This window comes from Massilia cavernae (genome assembly GCF_003590855.1).
GTDB classification, from domain to species: Bacteria; Pseudomonadota; Gammaproteobacteria; order Burkholderiales; family Burkholderiaceae_D; genus Telluria_A; species Telluria_A cavernae.
The window spans coordinates 1-18,025 of sequence record NZ_QYUP01000172.1; the positions used below are offsets into that span (position 1 = coordinate 1).

Below are 18,025 nucleotides of genomic sequence, written 5' to 3' on the forward strand. Positions count from 1 at the left end.
CGCGGCAGTTCCAGTACGTGAAGGCGGCCATGCCGCAGGAAGAGCTGGATGCGGTGTGCGAGGTGATGCCGCCGTTGTACCGGGATGTGATCAGGATACGGCCGGTGCAGGTGGCCGATCAAATGTTGATCCAGGCGATTTCATAGGTCGCGGACGGAGCATGGCGGATGGTGGAGCAGGGGTTTCGAATCGCACGCGATTCGCCTGCGGAACGGTATCCGCTTACAAGCGGATACTCCTTGCGAAGCCTCCGCCCTACGCCGCTACGCCACCACGACCAGCATGTTGGCATCCCGCGATAACCGCCACCTCCCATCTGCCTCCCTGCGCAGGATCGACATCGTATCCCCATTGCGCAGCATCGGTGTCTTGCCGTGCTTGGAGGTGATCGTGACCGCCAGTTTGGTCCGCACATACGCCAAATCGCCGCACACCACGATTTCCTGGATGTCGCTGACCGACCGGATCACGTTATCGGTCAGCAGCTTGGTCAACCCCCGCGCAAACGCTTCGCGCCCGACCATCGGCGGCTGTCCCGCCGACATGAACATCGCGTCGGCTGCCATCAGGTCCAGCACCGTGTCCACATCGCCCGCCGCCGTCGCGCTGAGCCACATCTCCACCAGCGCGCGAATCTGTTCTTCGTCCGTGCTCATGCTGCCTCCGTATCCGCTTCCATCATGCCGAAGATATTCCCGTCCGGGTCCTTTGCATATCCAAGCCAGCCGATGCCCGGCACCGCCATCTTCGGCACGCACACCGCGCCGCCGCTGCCGCCCTTGCCGGCGCGTTCAAGCGCATCGTCGATGTCCTCGACGTCGACCGTGATGACGAAGGCGTTCACCCCCTGCATCGCATCCGGCACCGGCCCGCGGCGCGGCAGCAGGCCGCCGTTGATGCCGGGCTTGTCCTCCGGCCCGGTGTGGATCAGCCAGTATTCGCCGCCTTCCCACTTGTTGAAGGACCAACCGAACAGGGCTGTGTAGTAGTCGATCAGCTCCTGCGGATTCGAAGCCTGTATCTCGAAGTGCACTGCGCGTGACATGCTGTTCTCCCTTCTTATGCGTAGGGGTCGTAGGTACCGAAGGTCCAGACGTGGCCTTCGAGGTCGCGGCAGGTGAAGTCGCGGCCGCCATAGTCTTCGTCCTTGATGTCCATGATGATCTCGCAGCCGGCCTCCCTGGCGCGCGCATGGAACGCATCCGCGTCTTCCACGACGATGTACAGCGTTTGCGTGGCCGCGCCGCCGATCTCGCCTGGTTGCTTGATGAGCTTCGAATATTCGCTGTCGGCGCTCGCCGCCGACCCGAGCATGATCATCCCGTTGCCAAACGACAACTGGGCGTGCAGGACGGTATTGTTCTCGCCGGGGACGACCATCTGCTTCTCGAAGCCGAAAGTGTCGCACAGCCACTCGATGGCCCTGGGGGCATCGCTGTAGCGCAGGCAGGGGATGACATTGACCTTGATTTGCCGGGGTGCGACTGACATTTCAATCTCCTCTCAAACAATGGACGGGACCCGCGTCTATGTTAGAGGATTATTCGATCGGCGAGCGCCCGGTGCGGCGCCAAGCCCTACATCTGCTGGAACAGGTACGAGTGGTTGCGGCTTACTTCCAGCAGGCGGGGCGAATTGCGCAGCCTTACCATCTGGCGTCCGCGCTCGTCGCGCATCACTTCGGCGATGGCGTCCACGCGCACCAGGGTCGAGCGGTGGATGCGCCAGAACTCGTCGGGGTCGAGTTCATCAGCCAGTTCCTTGAGCGTCTTGCGGATCAGGAGTTCTGCCTGCGCGGTCTGCACCAGCGTGTACTTGTCGTCGGACTGGAAGAACAGGATCTCTTTCGTGCTGATCATGCGCAGGCTGCTGCCGACCTGCGCCTGGATCCAGCGCAGGTACTGGGGCTTTTGCGCCTTGCCGCGTTCGAGGATCTGCGCCAGCTGCGCGATTTTCGCATCGATGTCGGTGGGCGTGGCGCCGAGGCGCTTTTCCAGCCGTTCGCGCGTCATGCGCAGGCGCTCGGCGCTGACGGGCTTGAGCAGGTAATCCATCGCGCCTTGTTCGAAGGCCTCCACCGCGTACTGGTCGTAGGCGGTCACGAACACGACGTGGCTTTGCTTGTACAGCTGGCGCGCGGTCTCGATGCCGCTGGGGCCGGGCATGCGGATATCGAGGAAGACGATGCCGGGATTGAGCCGGCCGGCCATCTCGATGGCTTCGATGCCGTTGGCGGCTTCACCGGCGATCTGCAGCTCGGGCCATACTTCGCCAAGGCGCAGGCGCAGCTGGTCGCGCATGGGCGATTCGTCGTCGACGATCAGGGCGGTAACGCTCATGGACCTTTCTCCGTTGTGATGAATGGCACGCGGATCGACGCCAGCGCGCCGCCGTCGGGCGGCATCTCGATCACCAGCTCGGCACGGTCGCCGTACAGCAGGCGCAGGCGCTCGCGGATGTTGGCCAGGCCGATGCCTTCGCCGGCGTGCATGTTGAAGCCGACGCCATTGTCTTTCACGTCAACCTGCATCGTACCGTCGATCAGGCTGGCGCGCACGTCGATGTGGCCGCCCTCGATCTTCGGCTCCAGCCCGTGCTTGATCGAGTTCTCGATCAGGATCTGCAGCATCGTCGGCGGGAACACGGCGCTTTCCAGGTAGTCGGGCACGTCGAAGCTGACGGCGAGGCGCTCCTTCATTCGCGCCTGCATGATGGTCAGGTAGGCGCGCGCCAGTTCGACCTGGCGTCCCAGCGTGCCGCTGTTGGCGGCGCGCATTTGCGGCAAGGTCGAGCGCAGGTACTCGATCAGGTTCATGTGGATGCGTGCGGCTTGCGGCGGGTCGGTTTCGATCAGCTGGCCGATCAGGGCGAGGGTGTTGAACAGGAAGTGAGGTTCGACCTGTGCCTGCAGCGCGGCCATCTGCGCTTCCATCAGGCGCCGTTCGAGCGTGGCCACGTCGGCCTGCGCGGTCGCATCCCTGGCCTTCAGTTCGGCCTTGCGCTTGCCGCCGGCGAGCACCTTGACACCGAACGAGATCAGGATGAACCAGATGCCCGGCTCGGCGTAGCCGAGGATGATCCCGAAAGAGAAAACGATGAACCAGATGATGGCGAGCTGGCGCCATTCGACCAGCGCAAGCCAGTCGAAAAAGCGCCACCAGAGTACGCGGGCCTCGGCGAGGACTTCCCGCGCAAGATCCATGAACTTGTTCAAGTCGCTCGCCTTCAACTTCATTCGTTTGTACCGTCCACGTGACGGTAAGGAGTGGCCGGCCCGCGGCGCTTGTGGTTGGCGCAGGAAATGGCGACCATGCGCGCGACCATGAACACGACGAACAGGAACAGGGCCAGCGGCAGGATCGTGATCGCCAGTGCAAGGGCCACGCAGGTGACCAGGATGCCTTGCCAGTGCATGGTTGCAACTGCCCGCGAAATGTAACGTCCCGCGCGCATCAGGGCCCGTCCGATGTCGGCGAGAAGGGCGGCGAAGGCGTCGTAGCTAGCGTTTTTCATTTCAAATTCTCCGGTGGGTGAGTCGATGGTGTAACTGTACCGGTGGGAATAGTTCGCGGCTATTGACGGGCGATGAAATGCATATTTGGTGGGTTAAGTGGTCGTACGGGGGGATCAATGGGGCTCAACCGTGCCAAGGGGTGCGAACGACAGTTGCAAGGACCATATCGGTAATGAGCTTTTCAGCATCGGCGAAGTCATTCCCGCTGAGTTGCTCCGTGCCCAGCACCAATGTCATCTGGGCCGAGAAGTCGGCATATGACTGCGTCATGGCCCAGATCGAAAACAGCAAATGCGTCGCATTGACCGGCGCGATCCGCCCCTCCGCAATCCACCCTTCGAATACTTCAATGTCTTTACGCAGCAGCGGCACCACCCGTTCGCGGATCTGCTGTCCATACAGCTTCGCCCCCGCGATCACCTCCATCGCATATACCCGCGATGCCAGCGGCTGCTCGCGCGAGAAGCGCAGCTTGGCGCTGATGTAGTCGCGCAGTACTTCCGCAGGATCGCGTCCGGGATCCGCCAGCTTCTCCATGCGCTCCAGCCATTCGTCCAGCACCCAATCGAGCACGCGCTCGTACAGCGCCTGCTTGGTGGGGAAGTAGTACATCAGGTTCTGCTTCGACAGCCCGGCATTGTCGGCGATGGCCGCGATGGACGTGCCTTCGTAGCCGCATTCCGCAAACACGCGCACCGCTTCCGCCAGGATGTCCGCCTCCAGCTTGTCGCGGTTGATGACGCGCCGTTTTACCTTCAGGGTCATGGCATCTCCCGCCTTACGGTTTTGAGGAAGTCCGACAGCAGCGGCGCGTCGGCCGCATACGCCACGTTGAAACGGAACCAGATCGAATCGGACTCGCGCAGCATGAAGAATTCGTTCGGCGACAGCAGGATGCCTGCCTTCAGCGCGCGGTCCGCAATCAGCTTGCCGTTGAACCTGGCCGTCGGCTTGATATCCCAGCCGCCGCTGACGAACATGCCGCCGCGCGGTTTGGCGACCGGCGCCATGCCGGCGTCAAGCAGGCGTTCGGTGGTGCGTTCGCGCGCGGTGCGCAGCTGGTCGATCAGCTTTTCGACCATGCGCTTGTAGGGCCGCGCGGAGATCGCGTGGTACACCGCGCGCTCGTTGATCTCGGACGTGGTCAGCCCGGTCAGCATCTTGATGCGCAGGAGTTCCGGGATCAGCGAACGCGAAGCGGAGATGGAACCGACTCGCAGCACCGGCGACAAGGTCTTGGAAAAACTCCCGACCCGGATCACGCGCCGCAATCCGTCCATCGCCGCCAGCGACGCCTCGCCGCGCGCGGCCAGTTCGCGGTAGATGTCGTCCTCCACCAGCCAGAAGTCGAACTGCTCCGCCACACCCAGCAGGCGGTGCGCCTGCGCCTGCGACAGCGAGGTGCCCAGCGGGTTTTGCAGCACGGTGTTCACGAACATCAGCTTGGGCTGGGTGGCCTTGGCCTGGCGTTCCAGTTCGTCGAAATCGAGTCCCGTCTCGCCGCGCGGTATGCCGACCGGGATGCAGCCGTGGTGGCGAACCAGCGACAGCAGGTTGCTGTAGCCGGGATCCTCCACCAACACGGTGTCTCCGGGCTTGGTCAGCGTGCGCAGGATCAGGTCGAAGGCGTGGGTGGCGCCGTGGGTCAGCAGGATCTGGTCGGGCTCCACCGAAAACAGTTCCTCGGCCAGCGTGCCCGCCATGTGCTGGCGCAGCGTCGGGAAGCCGAGCGGATGGCCGTAGCCGCGCAGGCGGTTGGCCGGGATCTTCATCGCATGGCGCACGCAGTCGAGGATGGTGGACTCGCCATACCACTCCGGCGGCAGCCAGCCGGCGCCGACCGGCAGCGCGTCCGATACGCCTGAGTACAGGTCGGGGGTGAGGGCGTCGATGGCGGTGGGACTTGCCGGTACCGCACTCGTTTGGGCGACGGCAACCGCTTCGCTGCGGGCAACGAAAAAGCCGGAACCTCGGCGTGAGGAAAGAAGTCCGAGGTTCAACAAACGGTCGTAGGATTCGACGACGGTGAAAGTGGAAACGCCATTACACTTTGCGAATTGTCTAACCGAGGGCATTTTTGTGCCGACGCGCAATTCGCGCGCATTTACCATCTGTTGGATCGCTGCCACAATCTGGTCGACCAGGCTGCCGCGCTTGCTACGCTCGATCGCCAGCACCGGCCAGGCCGATTTGTCGTTGCCGTCCTCACGCGCTGCCGCCGTTTCTTCCATTCGCAACTCCGTTATCGGCCCTGCAAAACTGTACAGCCCGGTCAACCAATACGGTTGGCTGCTTTTGCAGTTTGTGTATCTGTGCCGTTGGTGGTATTGCTTACTATTATTGCACTACTATTTTGCCAACTGGTAAATTATTTTTCGCCCGTCAAAATTGGAGACCATATGAACGAGACCAGACCTGAATCGATGTCGTCGTTTTGGATGCCATTCACCAACAACCGAGATTTCAAGGCGAATCCGCGCCTGCTTGTTTCCGCCGAGGGTATGTATTACAAGGACGTCGACGGCAACTCCATCCTCGACGGCACCGCAGGCCTGTGGTGCGTTCCATGCGGCCACGCGCAGCCGAAGATTGTCGCCGCCGTGCGCGAGATGGTCGGCCAGCTCGACTTCGCGCCGACCTTCCAGATGGGCCATCCGGCCGCGTTCGACCTCGCTGAAAAGCTGATGGAATACACCAACCACCGCTTCGGCCAGGTGTTCTACACCAACTCGGGTTCCGAGGCGGTCGACACCGCGCTGAAGATGGCGCTGGCCTACCACCGCGCACGCGGCGAAGGCAGCCGCACGCGCCTGATCGGCCGCGAGCGCGGCTATCATGGTGTCGGCTTCGGCGGCATCTCGGTCGGCGGCATCGGTCCCAACCGCCGCTCCTATGGTCCGCTGCTGCCGGGCGTCGACCACCTGCCGCACACCCACAACATTGAAAAGAACGCCTACAGCCGCGCGGAGCCGGAATACGGCGCCCACCTGGCCGATGAGCTGGAGCGCATCGTCGCGCTGCACGACGCATCGACCATCGCCGCCGTCATCGTCGAACCGGTGGCCGGTTCCACCGGCGTGCTGATTCCGCCGAAGGGCTACCTGAAGCGCCTGCGCGAGCTATGCACCAAGCACGGCATCCTGCTGATCTTCGATGAAGTGATCACCGGCTTCGGCCGCCTGACCACGCCGTTCGCGTTCGACTACTTCGACGTCGAGCCGGACATGGTCACCTGCGCCAAGGGCATCACCAACGGCGTGGTGCCGATGGGCGCCGTCTTCAGCAAGCAGCATATCTACGACGCCTTCATGGACTGCCCGGCCGGCATCGAGCTGTTCCACGGCTATACCTATTCCGGCCACCCGCTGGCCTGCGCCGCTTCGCTGGCAACGCTCGAAGTGTTCAAGGAACAGCAGATCATCGAGAACGCCGCAGCGATGCTGGACTACTGGACCGACGCCGTGCATTCGCTCAAGGGCCTGCCGCACGTGATCGACATCCGCACCATCGGCCTGGTGGCCGGTATCGAGCTGGCGCCGATTGCCGGCAAGCCGCCCGGCGCGCGCGCCTTCGCCGCCTTCAAGAAGGCCTTCGCCGACGGCCTGCTGATCCGCACCACCGGCGACATCATCGCGCTGTCGCCGCCGCTCGTCATCGAGAAGAAGCACATCGACGAGTTGTTCGGCAAGCTTGCCGCCGTACTCAAGAATTTGGACTGACCGAAAGAATCATATGACTGACCTCGACACAATCACCCATTACATCAACGGCGCGAAGGCCGACACCACGAGCGGCCGCTACGCCGACGTGTACAACCCGGCCATCGGCGAGCCTTGCGCCCGCGTGGCGTTGGGCACGCCGGAGGAAGTGAATGCCGCCGTCGCCGCCGCGGCAGCGGCATTCCCTTCGTGGGCGGCGACACCGGCGCTGACCCGCGCGCGGGTGCTGTTCAAGTACCTGCAACTGTGCCAGGAGCACACCGACGAATTCGCGGCGATGCTCACCCGCGAACACGGCAAGACCTTCGACGACGCCAAAGGCGAAGTCGCGCGCGGCATCGAGATGGTGGAATTCGCCGTCGGCATTCCGCAGATGATGAAGGGCGAGTTCACCGACCAGATCGCGCGCGGCATCGACGCGTGGTCGATGCGCCAGCCGCTCGGCGTGGTCGCCGGCATCACGCCATTCAACTTCCCCGTCATGGTGCCGATGTGGATGTTCCCGGTCGCTATCGCGTGCGGCAACACCTTCGTGCTGAAGCCTTCCGAACGCGATCCGTCGCCATCGCTGCTGCACGCGCGCCTGCTGGAACAGGCCGGCCTGCCGAAGGGCGTGTTCAACGTGGTCCAGGGCGACAAGGTCACCGTCGACGCGCTGCTCGACCATCGCGAAGTGCAGGCCATCAGCTTCGTCGGCTCCACCCCGATTGCGGAATACATCTATGCGCGCGGAACCGCTTCCGGCAAGCGCGTGCAGGCCCTTGGCGGCGCCAAGAACCACATGGTAGTCATGCCCGACGCCGACATGCAGATGGCGGTCGATGCACTGATGGGCGCGGCCTTCGGTTCCGCCGGCGAACGCTGCATGGCGATTTCGGTGGTGGTGGCGGTCGGCGACGCCGGCGACAAGCTGGCCGACGCGCTGGCCAAGCGGACTGCCGCGTTGAAGATCGGCGACGGCATGGCGTCGGACTCCGAAATGGGGCCGGTCGTTACTTCAGCCGCCAAGCAGCGCATTGAAAAGCTGATCGGCGAAGGCGTGGAGCAGGGCGCCACGCTGCTGGTCGATGGCCGCGGCATCAAGGTGCCGGGGCGCGAGAACGGCTTCTTTGTGGGCGGCACGCTGTTCGACCACGTCACCGACGACATGACGATCTACAAGGAAGAGATCTTCGGGCCGGTGCTGTGCATGATGCGCGCGCCGGACGTGGCCACTGCGGTCGAGCTGATCAACGCCAACGAGTACGGCAACGGCGTCGCCATCTTCACGCGCGACGGCGGTACCGCGCGCGAGTTCGTGCGCCAGATCCAGGTGGGCATGGTGGGCGTCAACGTGCCGCTGCCGGTGCCGATGGCCTTCAACAGCTTCGGCGGCTGGAAGCGCAGCCTGTTCGGCGACCACCACGCCTACGGTCCGGAAGGCGTGCGCTTCTACACCCGCCACAAGGCCGTGATGCAGCGTTGGCCGAACACCGCGAGCGCGGGAGCGGAGTTCTCGTTCCCGCAAATGAAGTAAGCACGGCGCCGTACAAGAAGAACGTAACCGAAACAGGGACGGACATATGATTTCATCTCTCAAGCATTTGCCGCAAGCTGCAGCGTCGGACAGCGAACTTTCCGCTAACTTCACCGACCTGGCGCCGCCGCTGACCTCGCGCCAGGCAGCCATCGAAAGCGCCCGCTGCCTGTATTGTTACGATGCGCCTTGTACGCGCGCCTGCCCGTCCGAGATCGACGTGGCCAGCTTCATCCGCAACATCCACGATGAAAATATCAACGGCGCCGCAGCCGGCATCCTGAAGGCGAACATCCTGGGCGGCAGCTGCGCCCGTGTGTGCCCGACCGAGATCCTGTGCGAAGACGCCTGCGTGCGCAACCACTACGAGGAAAAGCGCCCGGTCACCATTGGACTGCTGCAGCGCCATGCCCTCGACCATGCGTCGTTCGCGGCGCACCCGTTCCAGCGCGCGCCGTCCACCGGAAAGACCATCGCCGTCGTCGGCGCCGGCCCGGCCGGCCTGTCGTGCGCGCACCGGTTGGCGATGCTCGGCAACGACGTCGTCATCTACGAGGCGCGCGAGAAGGCCGGCGGCCTGAATGAATACGGCATCGCAAAGTACAAGCTGACCGATAACTTCGCGCAGAAGGAAGTTGACTTCCTGCTTGATATCGGCGGCATTGAAATCATCCACGGCCAGGTACTAGGCGAGAACCTCCAGCTCAAGGACCTGCACGCGAAATACGACGCGGTCTTCCTCGGCCTGGGCCTGGCCGCCAGCCGCCAGCTTGGCCTGACCGGCGAAGACGCGCCTGGCCTGATGGCGGCTGTGGAATACATCGCCGCGTTGCGCCAGGCCAGCGACCTGTCCGCGCTGCCGGTGCCGAAGCGGGCGATCGTCATCGGCGCCGGCAACACGGCGATCGACATGGCGGTGCAGATCCAGCGCCTTGGCGCCGAAGACGTGACCCTCGTGTACCGCCGCGGCGCGGAAGCCATGAGCGCCACCCACCACGAGCAGGACATCGCCAAGGCCAACTACGTGCGCATCAAGACCTGGGCGGCGCCGGACGAAGTGCTGTTGGACGACGAAGGCCGTGTGCGCGGCATGCGTTTCGAGCGCACCCGCGCCGACGGTGACAAGCTGATCGGCACCGGCAGCTTCCTGGAAATCCAGGCTGACGCGGTGTTCAAGGCCATCGGCCAAGGCATGGATCCGGCCGCGCTGGCCGATCCGCTGGCGCAGCAGCTGACGCGCGCGGGCGACAAGATCCGCGTCGATGCGCAGTTCCGCACCGCGGTGCCTGGCGTGTATGCCGGTGGCGACTGCGTGGCGCCGGGACAGGACCTGACTGTGCAGGCGGTCCAGCATGGAAAACTGGCGGCAATCGCCATCCACAACGACATCCAATCCCGACTGGAGGCTGCATAATGGCTGACCTTAGCATTGAGTTCTGCGGCATCAAGTCGCCAAATCCGTTCTGGCTGGCTTCCGCGCCGCCGACCGACAAGGCCTACAACGTCGTGCGCGCCTTCGAAGCGGGGTGGGGCGGCGTGGTGTGGAAGACGCTGGGTGAAGATCCGGCGGCGGTCAACGTGTCGTCGCGCTATTCCGCCCACTACGGCAAGAACCGCGAAGTCCTCGGCTTCAACAACATCGAGTTGATCACCGACCGCAGCCTGGAAATCAACCTGCGCGAGATCACCCAGGTAAAGAAGGACTGGCCGGACCGCGCGATGATCGTCTCGCTGATGCTGCCGTGCGAAGAGCACTACTGGGCCGATATCCTGCCGAAGGTCGAAGCGACCGGCGCCGACGGCATCGAGCTCAATTTCGGCTGCCCGCACGGGATGCCGGAACGCGGCATGGGCGCGGCCGTGGGCCAGGTGCCGGAGTATGTGGAGATGGTGACCGCGTGGTGCAAGAAGCACAGCAAGCTGCCGGTGATCGTCAAGCTGACGCCCAACATCACCGACGTGCGCAAGCCTGCGCGCGCCGCGAAGAATGGCGGCGCCGATGCGGTATCCCTGATCAACACCATCAATTCCATTACCCACCTCGACCTCGACCGCATGGTCGCCTTCCCGATCGTGGGCGACGCCAGCACGCACGGCGGCTACTGCGGTTCGGCGGTCAAGCCGATCGCGCTGAACATGGTGGCCGAGATCGCACGCGATCCCGAGACGAAGGGGCTGCCGATATCGGGCATCGGCGGCATCGGCAACTGGCGCGATGCGGCGGAATTCATCGCGCTGGGCGCAGGGTCGGTGCAGGTGTGCACGGCCGCGATGCTGCATGGCTTCCGCATCGTCGAGGAGATGAAGGATGGGCTTTCGCGCTGGATGGACGAGAAGGGCTATGCCACGATCGCGGATTTCGCCGGAAAGGCTGTCCAGAATACGACCGACTGGAAGTACCTGGACATGAACTATCAGGTGATCGCGCAGATCGACCAGGACAAGTGCATCAAGTGCGGCAAGTGCTTCGTGGCCTGCGAGGATACCTCGCACCAGGCGATCGCCAGGCTGGTGGCCGACAGCGGCGAGCGCACCTATGAGGTAATCAAGGCGGAGTGCGTAGGTTGCAACCTGTGCGAGATCACCTGTCCGGTCGAGGCGTGCATCACCATGGTGCCGCAGGAAACGGGCAAGCCGTATATGAACTGGACGCAGGATCCGCGCAACCCGAGGGCGGAGCCGGTATTCGAGGCGGCTACCCTGCCTTGATGTATTTTTTCGTGATGTTTGCGTTACACTGAACCGGAACTTTGCCATCACCAAAAATGGAGAAGAACACGTGAGTAAAGACCTGTCGGCAAACACGCACTTGTGGAATGAAGACCTGGCGCCGACTAGCGCGGCGCAGCGCACGTGGCTCTGGTATCACTTTGCCGCGCTGTGGGTCGGGATGGTGATGTGCATCCCCGCGTACACCCTCTCGGCCACCCTGATCGAGGGCGGCATGTCCGGCTACCAGGCCGTGCTGACCGTGTTCCTCGCCAACGCCATCGTGCTGATCCCGATGCTGCTGATCGGCCACGCAGGCACCAAGTACGGCATCCCGTATGCAGTCCTGGCGCGTTCCTCGTTCGGCACCTTCGGCGCGCGGCTGCCCGCGCTGATGCGCGCCATCGTCGCCTGCGGCTGGTACGGCATCCAGACCTGGTTTGGCGGCAGCATGATCTACACGCTGCTCGGCGTGATGATCGGCCATGAAATCGGCGGCGACAAGATTCCCGGCCTGGGCATCAACGGCGCCCAGCTGCTTTGCTTCCTGGGTTTCTGGGCGATCCAGCTGTACTACATCGTCCATGGCATGGATTCGATCCGCAAGCTCGAAACCTACACCGCGCCGCTCAAGATCGTGATCTCCTTCGTGCTGCTCGGCTGGGTGTACAACAAGGCCGGCGGCTTCGGCCCGCTGCTGGACCAGCCGTCGCAATTCGTCGAAGGTGGCAAGAAGGCGGGGCAGTTCTGGGTGGTGTTCTGGCCGTCCTTGACGGCGATGGTCGGTTTCTGGGCCACGCTGGCGCTGAACATCCCGGACTTCACCCGCTTCGCCAAGACCCAGCGCGACCAGATCATCGGCCAGACCGTCGGCCTGCCGGTGCCGATGGGACTGCTCGCCGGCCTTGCCGTCATTGTCACTTCCGCCACCGTGGTCTTGTACGGCAAGGCGATCTGGGACCCGGTCGACCTGGCCAGCCGCATGACCGGCATCGCCGTGCTGGTCGCGCTGATCGTGCTGCTGGTCGATACCATCAGCGTCAACCTGGCCGCCAACCTGGTCGGACCGGCCTACGACTTCTCGGCGCTGGCGCCCAAGCACATCAGCTACCGCACCGGCGGCTACATCACGGCGGGCATCGCACTGGTGATGATGCCGTGGAAGATCCTGGAAACGACCCAGGGCTATATCTTTACCTGGCTGATCGGCTACTCGGCGCTGCTCGGACCCATCGCCGGCATCATGATCATCGACTACTACTTCATCCGCAAGACCCAGCTGGACGTGGACCAGCTGTACCGCCCCGCAGGCATCTACTCTTACCGCAACGGCTGGAACTTCGCGGCCGTCATCGCCTTCGTGCTGGGCGTGCTGCCGAATATCCCGGGCTTCCTGAACGCCGCCTTCCCGGCCTCGTTCCCGGAAGTGGGCGAGACCTTCAAGACCATCTACACCTACGCCTGGTTCGTCGGCGTGGCCATTGCCGCCGTGGTGTACGGCGTGCTGATGAAAGGGCGCCCCCAGCCCGCGCTGCGCCCGATGACCAACCAGTAATCCGATTTACGGGAGAAGCAAATGACGACCATTATCCGTGGCGGCACCGTTGTGAATGCGGACCGCGCCTTCCGCGCCGATGTGCTGTGCTTCGGCGACAAGATCGTCGCCGTCGGCGAAGGGCTGGATGCACCGGCCCATGCCACCGTGATCGACGCCTCCGGCCAGTACGTGATGCCGGGCGGGATCGACACCCATACGCACATGCAGCTGCCGTTCATGGGCACGGTCACCGCCGACGATTTCTATACCGGCACCGCGGCGGGGCTGGCGGGCGGGACCACCACCATCATGGACTTCGTCATTCCCGACCCGAAGCAGTCGCTGCTCGAGGCTTACCATACCTGGCGCGGCTGGGCCAGGAAGTCGGCCGGCGACTACACCTTCCATGTCGCGGTGACGTGGTGGGACGATTCGGTACATGCGGACATGGGCACGCTGGTGCGCAACCATGGCGTCAACAGCTTCAAGCACTTCATGGCGTACAAGAACGCCATCATGGCGGACGACGAAACGCTGGTGAAGAGCTTCACCCGTGCGCTGGAACTAGGCGCGATCCCCACTGTGCACGCCGAGAACGGCGAACTGGTATTCCAGTTGCAGCAGGACCTGCTGCGCAAGGGCATCACCGGCCCGTCGGCGCATCCGCTTTCGCGCCCTCCCGAAGTGGAAGCCGAAGCCGCCAACCGCGCGATCGCCATCGCCAATGTGCTCGGCACTCCGGTGTATATCGTGCACGTGTCCTGCGCCGAATCGCTCGACGCCATTACCCGCGCCCGCGCCAAGGGACAGCGCGTGTACGGCGAAGCGCTCGCCGGCCACCTGGTCATCGACGACAGCGTCTACCACAGCAGCGACCTCGAATTCGCGCGCGGCCACGTGATGAGCCCACCGTTCCGCAGCAAGCACCACCAGGCTGCCCTCTGGCAGGGCCTGCAGGGCGGTAACCTGCACACCACCGCCACCGACCACTGCACCTTCTGCGCCGAGCAGAAGGCGGCAGGCGCCGACAACTTCACCAAGATTCCGAACGGCTGCGGTGGCGTCGAGGACCGCATGTCGGTGGTCTGGGATGCCGGCGTCGGCAGCGGCAAGCTGACGCCGTCCGAGTTCGTGCGCGTAACGTCGGCCAACGCCGCGCAAATTTTCAATATGTACCCGCGCAAGGGCCTGATCGCGGTCGGCGCGGACGCCGACATCGTGGTGTGGGATCCGGAAGGCACGCGCACGATTTCGGCGAAAACGCAGTTTGCCAGGGGCGGGTTCAACGTGTTCGAAGGGCGCACGGTCAAGGGCATCCCGACCTGCACCGTCCACGCCGGGAACGTGGTGTTCGAGCGCGGCGAGCTGCGCGCGGTCGAAGGCGCGGGCCGCCACATCGACCGTCCTGCGTTTTCCCCTGTCACGGCCTGATCGACAACCGGAGCGAAACACATGAACGACATGCGTATCAATGGCGACCGCCTGTGGGCCTCGCTGATGGAACTGGCGAAGATCGGCGCAACCCAGAAGGGCGGCGTCAAGCGGCTGGCGCTGACGGACCTCGACAAGCAGGGGCGCGACCTGGTGGTCGGCTGGGCGAAGGAAGCCGGCCTGTCCATCACCATCGACCAGATCGGCAATGTGTTCATGCGGCGCGAAGGACGCAACCCGGATCTGCCGCCCGTCATGACGGGCAGCCATATCGACACGCAGCCGACCGGCGGCAAGTTCGACGGCAACTACGGCGTGCTGGCCGGCCTTGAAGTGGTGCGTACCCTGAACGACCGCGGCATCGTCACCGAAGCGCCGATCGAAGTCGCGTTCTGGACCAACGAGGAAGGCTCGCGCTTCGTGCCGGTGATGATGGGTTCCGGTGTTTTCTGCGGCGCCTTCAGCCTGGAGACCGCGTACGCGGCGAAGGACACCGAAGGCAAGACCGTGCGCGACGAACTGGCGCGCATCGGCTACATGGGCGAGCAGGTGCCGGGCCAGCACCCGATCGGCGCCTACTTCGAAACCCACATCGAGCAGGGCCCGGTGCTGGAAGACGCGGACAAGGTGATCGGCGTGGTGCCTGCGGTGATGGGCCTGTCGTGGTACGACTGCGTTGTCACCGGCATGGAAGCGCATGCGGGGCCGACGCCGATGGGACTGCGCAAGGACGCGCTGCAGGTGGCCACGCGCATCATGCAGGAGGTGGTGCAGATCGCCAACCGCTATCCGCCGTACGGCCGCGGCACCGTTGGCATGGTGCAGGTGTTCCCGAACAGCCGCAACGTCATTCCCGGCGAGGTGAAGTTCAGCATCGACCTGCGCAACGTCAGCGACGAGCTGCTGAACACCATGCACGAGGAGATGCTGGCTTTCGTCGCGAAGACGCGTGCCGACAGCGGCCTTGGCATCCAGGTCGAGCGCGTGTCGTACTACCCGCCGTGCCCTTTCCATCCCGATTGCGTGGGTGCCGTCCGTGCCGCCACCGAGAAGCTTGATTATTCGACGATGGACGTAGTGTCGGGTGCGGGGCATGACGCCATCTACGCCGCGCGCCTGGCACCTGCGGGCATGATCTTCGTTCCCTGCAAGGACGGCATCAGCCATAACGAAATCGAGGATGCCAAGCCGGACCACCTCGAAGCCGGCTGCAACGTCCTGCTGCATGCCATGCTTGACCGGGCCAAGGTCGTCAGCAACGACCAGTGAGCTTGGAAAATGGCGTAGGGCGGACAAGTGCGAACTCAGTTCGGGGACAGACCTCGATCTCTGGCGAGATCGAGGTCTGTCCCCGATCTATTTCTTGCCCTGGAAATTCCTGAAGAAATCGAGCAGCACTTGCCCTGACACCTCGGCATCATCCGCCGTCATGGTCTCCAGCCTGTTATGGCTGATGCCCCCATTCCCGCATCGCGTAAACAGCATCGCCACATCGGTCATCTTCGCCATCGCCATCGCATCGTGTCCCGCACCTGACGGCAAATCAAATCGCGGCAACCCCGCGCGTTCGACGGCTGCCCCCAGCTGATCCATCATCCAGGGCGCACATGGCGCAGCCGCCGCCGACACCACCTGCCTTACAGTCACCTCAACCTGCCGCCTTGCGCAGATCGCTTCGATCCGCTCCAGCACGTCATTCGCCGCTGCCAGGCGCACCTCGTCAGTCGCCGCCCGGATATCCAGCGACAGCTTGCAATGCCCCGGAATTACATTCACCGACCCGTTCGGCACCTCCAGCTGCCCCACCGTCCCCACCAGCGACGGCGCCTGGCTGCAGCGCGCCTCGACCATCAGCACGATCTCCGCCGCCGCGGCCGCAGCATCCTTGCGCATGTTCATCGGCGTAGTGCCCGCATGGCTGGCCAGGCCGGTGAGATCGACCAGATAGCGCGAACTGCCGGCAATCGCGGTCACCACGCCTACCGCGAGTCCGTGCTCCAGCAGCACCGGCCCCTGTTCGATATGCACCTCGACGAAGCCGAGCAGTTGCGCCGGATCGCGCGCGATGGCGGCGATGGCGCCAGCGTCATGCCCCGCATCCGCCAGCGCTTGCCGCATCGTCACGCCGTCCGCATCGACCGCATCCAGCTGCGCCATGTCGAAGCGGCCCGCGATCGCATTGCTGCCCAGGAAGGTGCTCTTGAAACGCACGCCTTCTTCTTCCGCAAAGCCGATGACTTCGAGGTGGAAAGGCAGCCGTTCGCCGCGCGCGTCCAGGTGGCGCACGATGGCCATCGGCAGCAGGATGCCGAGCCGTCCGTCGTACTTGCCGCCGTCGCGCACGGTGTCGTAGTGCGAACCGGTCATCAGGGTCCTGGCGTTCGGGTCCTGCGCTTCATAGCGCCCGACGACATTGCCGACCGCGTCGATCTGCGCCGTCATGCCCGATTCGCGCATCCACTGCGCGATCTGTTCGGCGGTGCGGCGGTGGATGGGCGTCATGTACGAGCAGGTCAGGCCGTCCTCAAGTTCGCTCCACGCGCCGATCTGTTCCGACCATTCCATCACCTGCGCGCCGAAATTGAGTTCCAGCTTGAGCAGGCCGCCGATGCGCATTTCGGCGATGCGGTGGATCTGGCGCAGGCATTCGGCCATTTCATCGGCGCGCTGGTTCTTCAGGCGGCGCGTGAAGGTGGCGATGATCTCCTGGCGCGTCAGGCCATTGCCGGTCGGGCCCTTCACCGCGAGGATGAAGGGGAAGCCGAACTTGGCGTTGTAATCCGCGTTGAGCTTGTGCAGCACCGCATACTCCTCCGCGCTGCACTGGTTCAAGCCCGATTTGGCTTGTTCGCCGGTCGATTCGGCCGTCAGTTCGCCCGCAATCGCGGCCTTGCCGGCCAGTTCAGGGTGGGCGCGGATCAGGCCAAGCTGTTCGCCGGGGCTTGCCGCCGATACGACTTCCTGCAGCGCGAACTTCAGCGCAGCCGGCGTGGCGAACGGACGCCTGGCGGCAGCACGCTCAGGAATCCACAGCGAGTGCTCGTAGATGCCGCGCAGCGCGTCGACAAATTCCTGCGTGGTGCAGCCGTTCAGGGACTGAAGTGTGGTCATGGCGGTGTCCGATCGTACTTGATGGCCGATGATATCCCTGCCAGCCCTTTAAGTCATAACCACCGGCTGATGGAGCCTGTAGCCACGGGCGTATATTATTTCTGGACCAGCGCCTTGGCCACGGCCGTCAGCTGGTCACGCAGCCACTTGTGTTCGGGCGCCTGGTGCACGCGCTCATGCCACAGCTGGTAGAAGCGCATCGGCGGGAACCTGACCGGCACGGTGAAGGTCTTGAGCGGCAGCGTGCGTTCGTAAAAGCGCATGAACTGGCGCCCGGTGGTCAGCACCAGGTCGGTCTGCATCAGCATGTAGGGGATCAGGCCGAAGTAGGCCGATTCCACCGCCACGTTGCGGCGCATGCCTGCGCGCTCCAGGAAGGCGTCGATCACGCCGCGGTGGCCTGGCATCATCTGGGATGGCGCCACGTGCGGCAGGCTCAGATAGTCCTCCACTGTCATCGCGTCGCTGGCGGTACGGCGCGCGTAGGG

Annotated in this window: 17 protein-coding genes; 7 read left to right on the forward strand and 10 right to left on the reverse strand. The window is 64.0% G+C overall.

Annotation, left to right across the window (positions count from 1 at the left end; genetic code table 11):
- Positions 1-263: 263 nt before the first annotated feature.
- From D3872_RS22445 to D3872_RS22480, 8 genes are all read right to left on the reverse strand, one after another.
- Positions 264-656, reverse strand: coding sequence for a YybH family protein (locus tag D3872_RS22445; protein ID WP_119812858.1), 393 nt, complete (start codon positions 654-656; stop codon positions 264-266).
- Positions 653-1,045, reverse strand: coding sequence for a VOC family protein (locus tag D3872_RS22450; protein ID WP_119812859.1), 393 nt, complete (start codon positions 1,043-1,045; stop codon positions 653-655). The genes D3872_RS22445 and D3872_RS22450 overlap by 4 nt, the downstream gene beginning before the upstream one ends.
- Before the next feature lie 14 nt (positions 1,046-1,059).
- A complete protein-coding gene (locus tag D3872_RS22455; protein WP_119812860.1) occupies positions 1,060-1,491 on the reverse strand; it encodes a VOC family protein in 432 nt (143 codons plus the stop codon).
- An 86-nt stretch (positions 1,492-1,577) separates the two neighbouring features.
- Positions 1,578-2,339 carry a LytR/AlgR family response regulator transcription factor gene (locus tag D3872_RS22460; RefSeq protein ID WP_119812861.1) on the reverse strand — a complete coding sequence of 254 codons (762 nt, stop codon included), beginning with the start codon at positions 2,337-2,339 and terminating at the stop codon, positions 1,578-1,580.
- Positions 2,336-3,214, reverse strand: a complete 879-nt coding sequence (locus D3872_RS22465) for a sensor histidine kinase (RefSeq protein WP_307719452.1) — start codon at positions 3,212-3,214, stop codon at positions 2,336-2,338. The genes D3872_RS22460 and D3872_RS22465 overlap by 4 nt, the downstream gene beginning before the upstream one ends.
- Before the next feature lie 17 nt (positions 3,215-3,231).
- Positions 3,232-3,513 (reverse strand): hypothetical protein, encoded by a 282-nt coding sequence (locus tag D3872_RS22470; RefSeq protein WP_119812863.1) that lies wholly within the window; start codon positions 3,511-3,513, stop codon positions 3,232-3,234.
- Between the two features lie 124 nt (positions 3,514-3,637).
- A complete protein-coding gene (locus tag D3872_RS22475; RefSeq protein WP_119812864.1) occupies positions 3,638-4,279 on the reverse strand; it encodes a TetR/AcrR family transcriptional regulator in 642 nt (213 codons plus the stop codon).
- A complete protein-coding gene (locus D3872_RS22480; RefSeq protein WP_119812865.1) occupies positions 4,276-5,745 on the reverse strand; it encodes an aminotransferase-like domain-containing protein in 1,470 nt (489 codons plus the stop codon). Before D3872_RS22480 ends, D3872_RS22475 begins: the two co-directional genes overlap by 4 nt.
- A 168-nt stretch (positions 5,746-5,913) precedes the next feature.
- On the opposite strand from D3872_RS22480, the gene aptA reads away from it, so the two are divergent.
- The 7 genes from aptA (at position 5,914) to D3872_RS22515 (ending at position 15,695) form a co-directional block, all read left to right on the forward strand.
- Complete coding sequence (aptA, locus tag D3872_RS22485; RefSeq protein WP_119812866.1) at positions 5,914-7,233, forward strand: omega-aminotransferase AptA; 1,320 nt, start codon at positions 5,914-5,916, stop codon at positions 7,231-7,233.
- A gap of 13 nt (positions 7,234-7,246) precedes the next feature.
- Complete coding sequence (locus D3872_RS22490; protein WP_119812867.1) at positions 7,247-8,749, forward strand: CoA-acylating methylmalonate-semialdehyde dehydrogenase; 1,503 nt, start codon at positions 7,247-7,249, stop codon at positions 8,747-8,749.
- A 46-nt stretch (positions 8,750-8,795) separates the two neighbouring features.
- A complete protein-coding gene (locus tag D3872_RS22495; RefSeq protein ID WP_119812868.1) occupies positions 8,796-10,163 on the forward strand; it encodes an NAD(P)-dependent oxidoreductase in 1,368 nt (455 codons plus the stop codon).
- Positions 10,163-11,458 (forward strand): NAD-dependent dihydropyrimidine dehydrogenase subunit PreA, encoded by a 1,296-nt coding sequence (preA, locus tag D3872_RS22500; RefSeq protein WP_220476994.1) that lies wholly within the window; start codon positions 10,163-10,165, stop codon positions 11,456-11,458. The genes D3872_RS22495 and preA overlap by 1 nt, the downstream gene beginning before the upstream one ends.
- Positions 11,459-11,528: 70 nt before the next feature.
- Positions 11,529-13,013, forward strand: a complete 1,485-nt coding sequence (locus D3872_RS22505; protein WP_119812870.1) for an NCS1 family nucleobase:cation symporter-1 — start codon at positions 11,529-11,531, stop codon at positions 13,011-13,013.
- Between the two features lie 21 nt (positions 13,014-13,034).
- Positions 13,035-14,426, forward strand: coding sequence for a dihydropyrimidinase (gene hydA / locus D3872_RS22510; protein WP_119812871.1), 1,392 nt, complete (start codon positions 13,035-13,037; stop codon positions 14,424-14,426).
- 21 nt (positions 14,427-14,447) lie between these two features.
- Positions 14,448-15,695, forward strand: coding sequence for a Zn-dependent hydrolase (locus D3872_RS22515; protein ID WP_119812872.1), 1,248 nt, complete (start codon positions 14,448-14,450; stop codon positions 15,693-15,695).
- A gap of 87 nt (positions 15,696-15,782) precedes the next feature.
- Here the strand turns inward: D3872_RS22515 and D3872_RS22520 are convergent, their stop codons facing one another.
- Complete coding sequence (locus tag D3872_RS22520; protein WP_119812873.1) at positions 15,783-17,537, reverse strand: allantoate amidohydrolase; 1,755 nt, start codon at positions 17,535-17,537, stop codon at positions 15,783-15,785.
- A 95-nt stretch (positions 17,538-17,632) separates the two neighbouring features.
- Positions 17,633-18,025: type 2 periplasmic-binding domain-containing protein (locus D3872_RS22525; RefSeq protein WP_502567924.1), on the reverse strand; the 393-nt coding region annotated here is incomplete at its 5' end.

Excerpts from the sequence above, each read along its gene's own strand:
- D3872_RS22490 (WP_119812867.1), top strand. The coding sequence starts at position 7,247 with ATGACTGACCTCGACACAATCACCCATTACATCAACGGCGCGAAGGCC.
- preA (WP_220476994.1), top strand. The coding sequence starts at position 10,163 with ATGGCTGACCTTAGCATTGAGTTCTGCGGCATCAAGTCGCCAAATCCG.
- D3872_RS22475 (WP_119812864.1), bottom strand. The coding sequence starts at position 4,279 with ATGACCCTGAAGGTAAAACGGCGCGTCATCAACCGCGACAAGCTGGAG.
- D3872_RS22480 (WP_119812865.1), bottom strand. The coding sequence starts at position 5,745 with ATGGAAGAAACGGCGGCAGCGCGTGAGGACGGCAACGACAAATCGGCC.
- D3872_RS22495 (WP_119812868.1), top strand. The coding sequence starts at position 8,796 with ATGATTTCATCTCTCAAGCATTTGCCGCAAGCTGCAGCGTCGGACAGC.
- D3872_RS22460 (WP_119812861.1), bottom strand. The coding sequence starts at position 2,339 with ATGAGCGTTACCGCCCTGATCGTCGACGACGAATCGCCCATGCGCGAC.
- aptA (WP_119812866.1), top strand. The coding sequence starts at position 5,914 with ATGAACGAGACCAGACCTGAATCGATGTCGTCGTTTTGGATGCCATTC.
- hydA (WP_119812871.1), top strand. The coding sequence starts at position 13,035 with ATGACGACCATTATCCGTGGCGGCACCGTTGTGAATGCGGACCGCGCC.
- D3872_RS22470 (WP_119812863.1), bottom strand. The coding sequence starts at position 3,513 with ATGAAAAACGCTAGCTACGACGCCTTCGCCGCCCTTCTCGCCGACATC.
- D3872_RS22515 (WP_119812872.1), top strand. The coding sequence starts at position 14,448 with ATGAACGACATGCGTATCAATGGCGACCGCCTGTGGGCCTCGCTGATG.
- D3872_RS22455 (WP_119812860.1), bottom strand. The coding sequence starts at position 1,491 with ATGTCAGTCGCACCCCGGCAAATCAAGGTCAATGTCATCCCCTGCCTG.
- D3872_RS22450 (WP_119812859.1), bottom strand. The coding sequence starts at position 1,045 with ATGTCACGCGCAGTGCACTTCGAGATACAGGCTTCGAATCCGCAGGAG.
- D3872_RS22445 (WP_119812858.1), bottom strand. The coding sequence starts at position 656 with ATGAGCACGGACGAAGAACAGATTCGCGCGCTGGTGGAGATGTGGCTC.
- D3872_RS22520 (WP_119812873.1), bottom strand. The coding sequence starts at position 17,537 with ATGACCACACTTCAGTCCCTGAACGGCTGCACCACGCAGGAATTTGTC.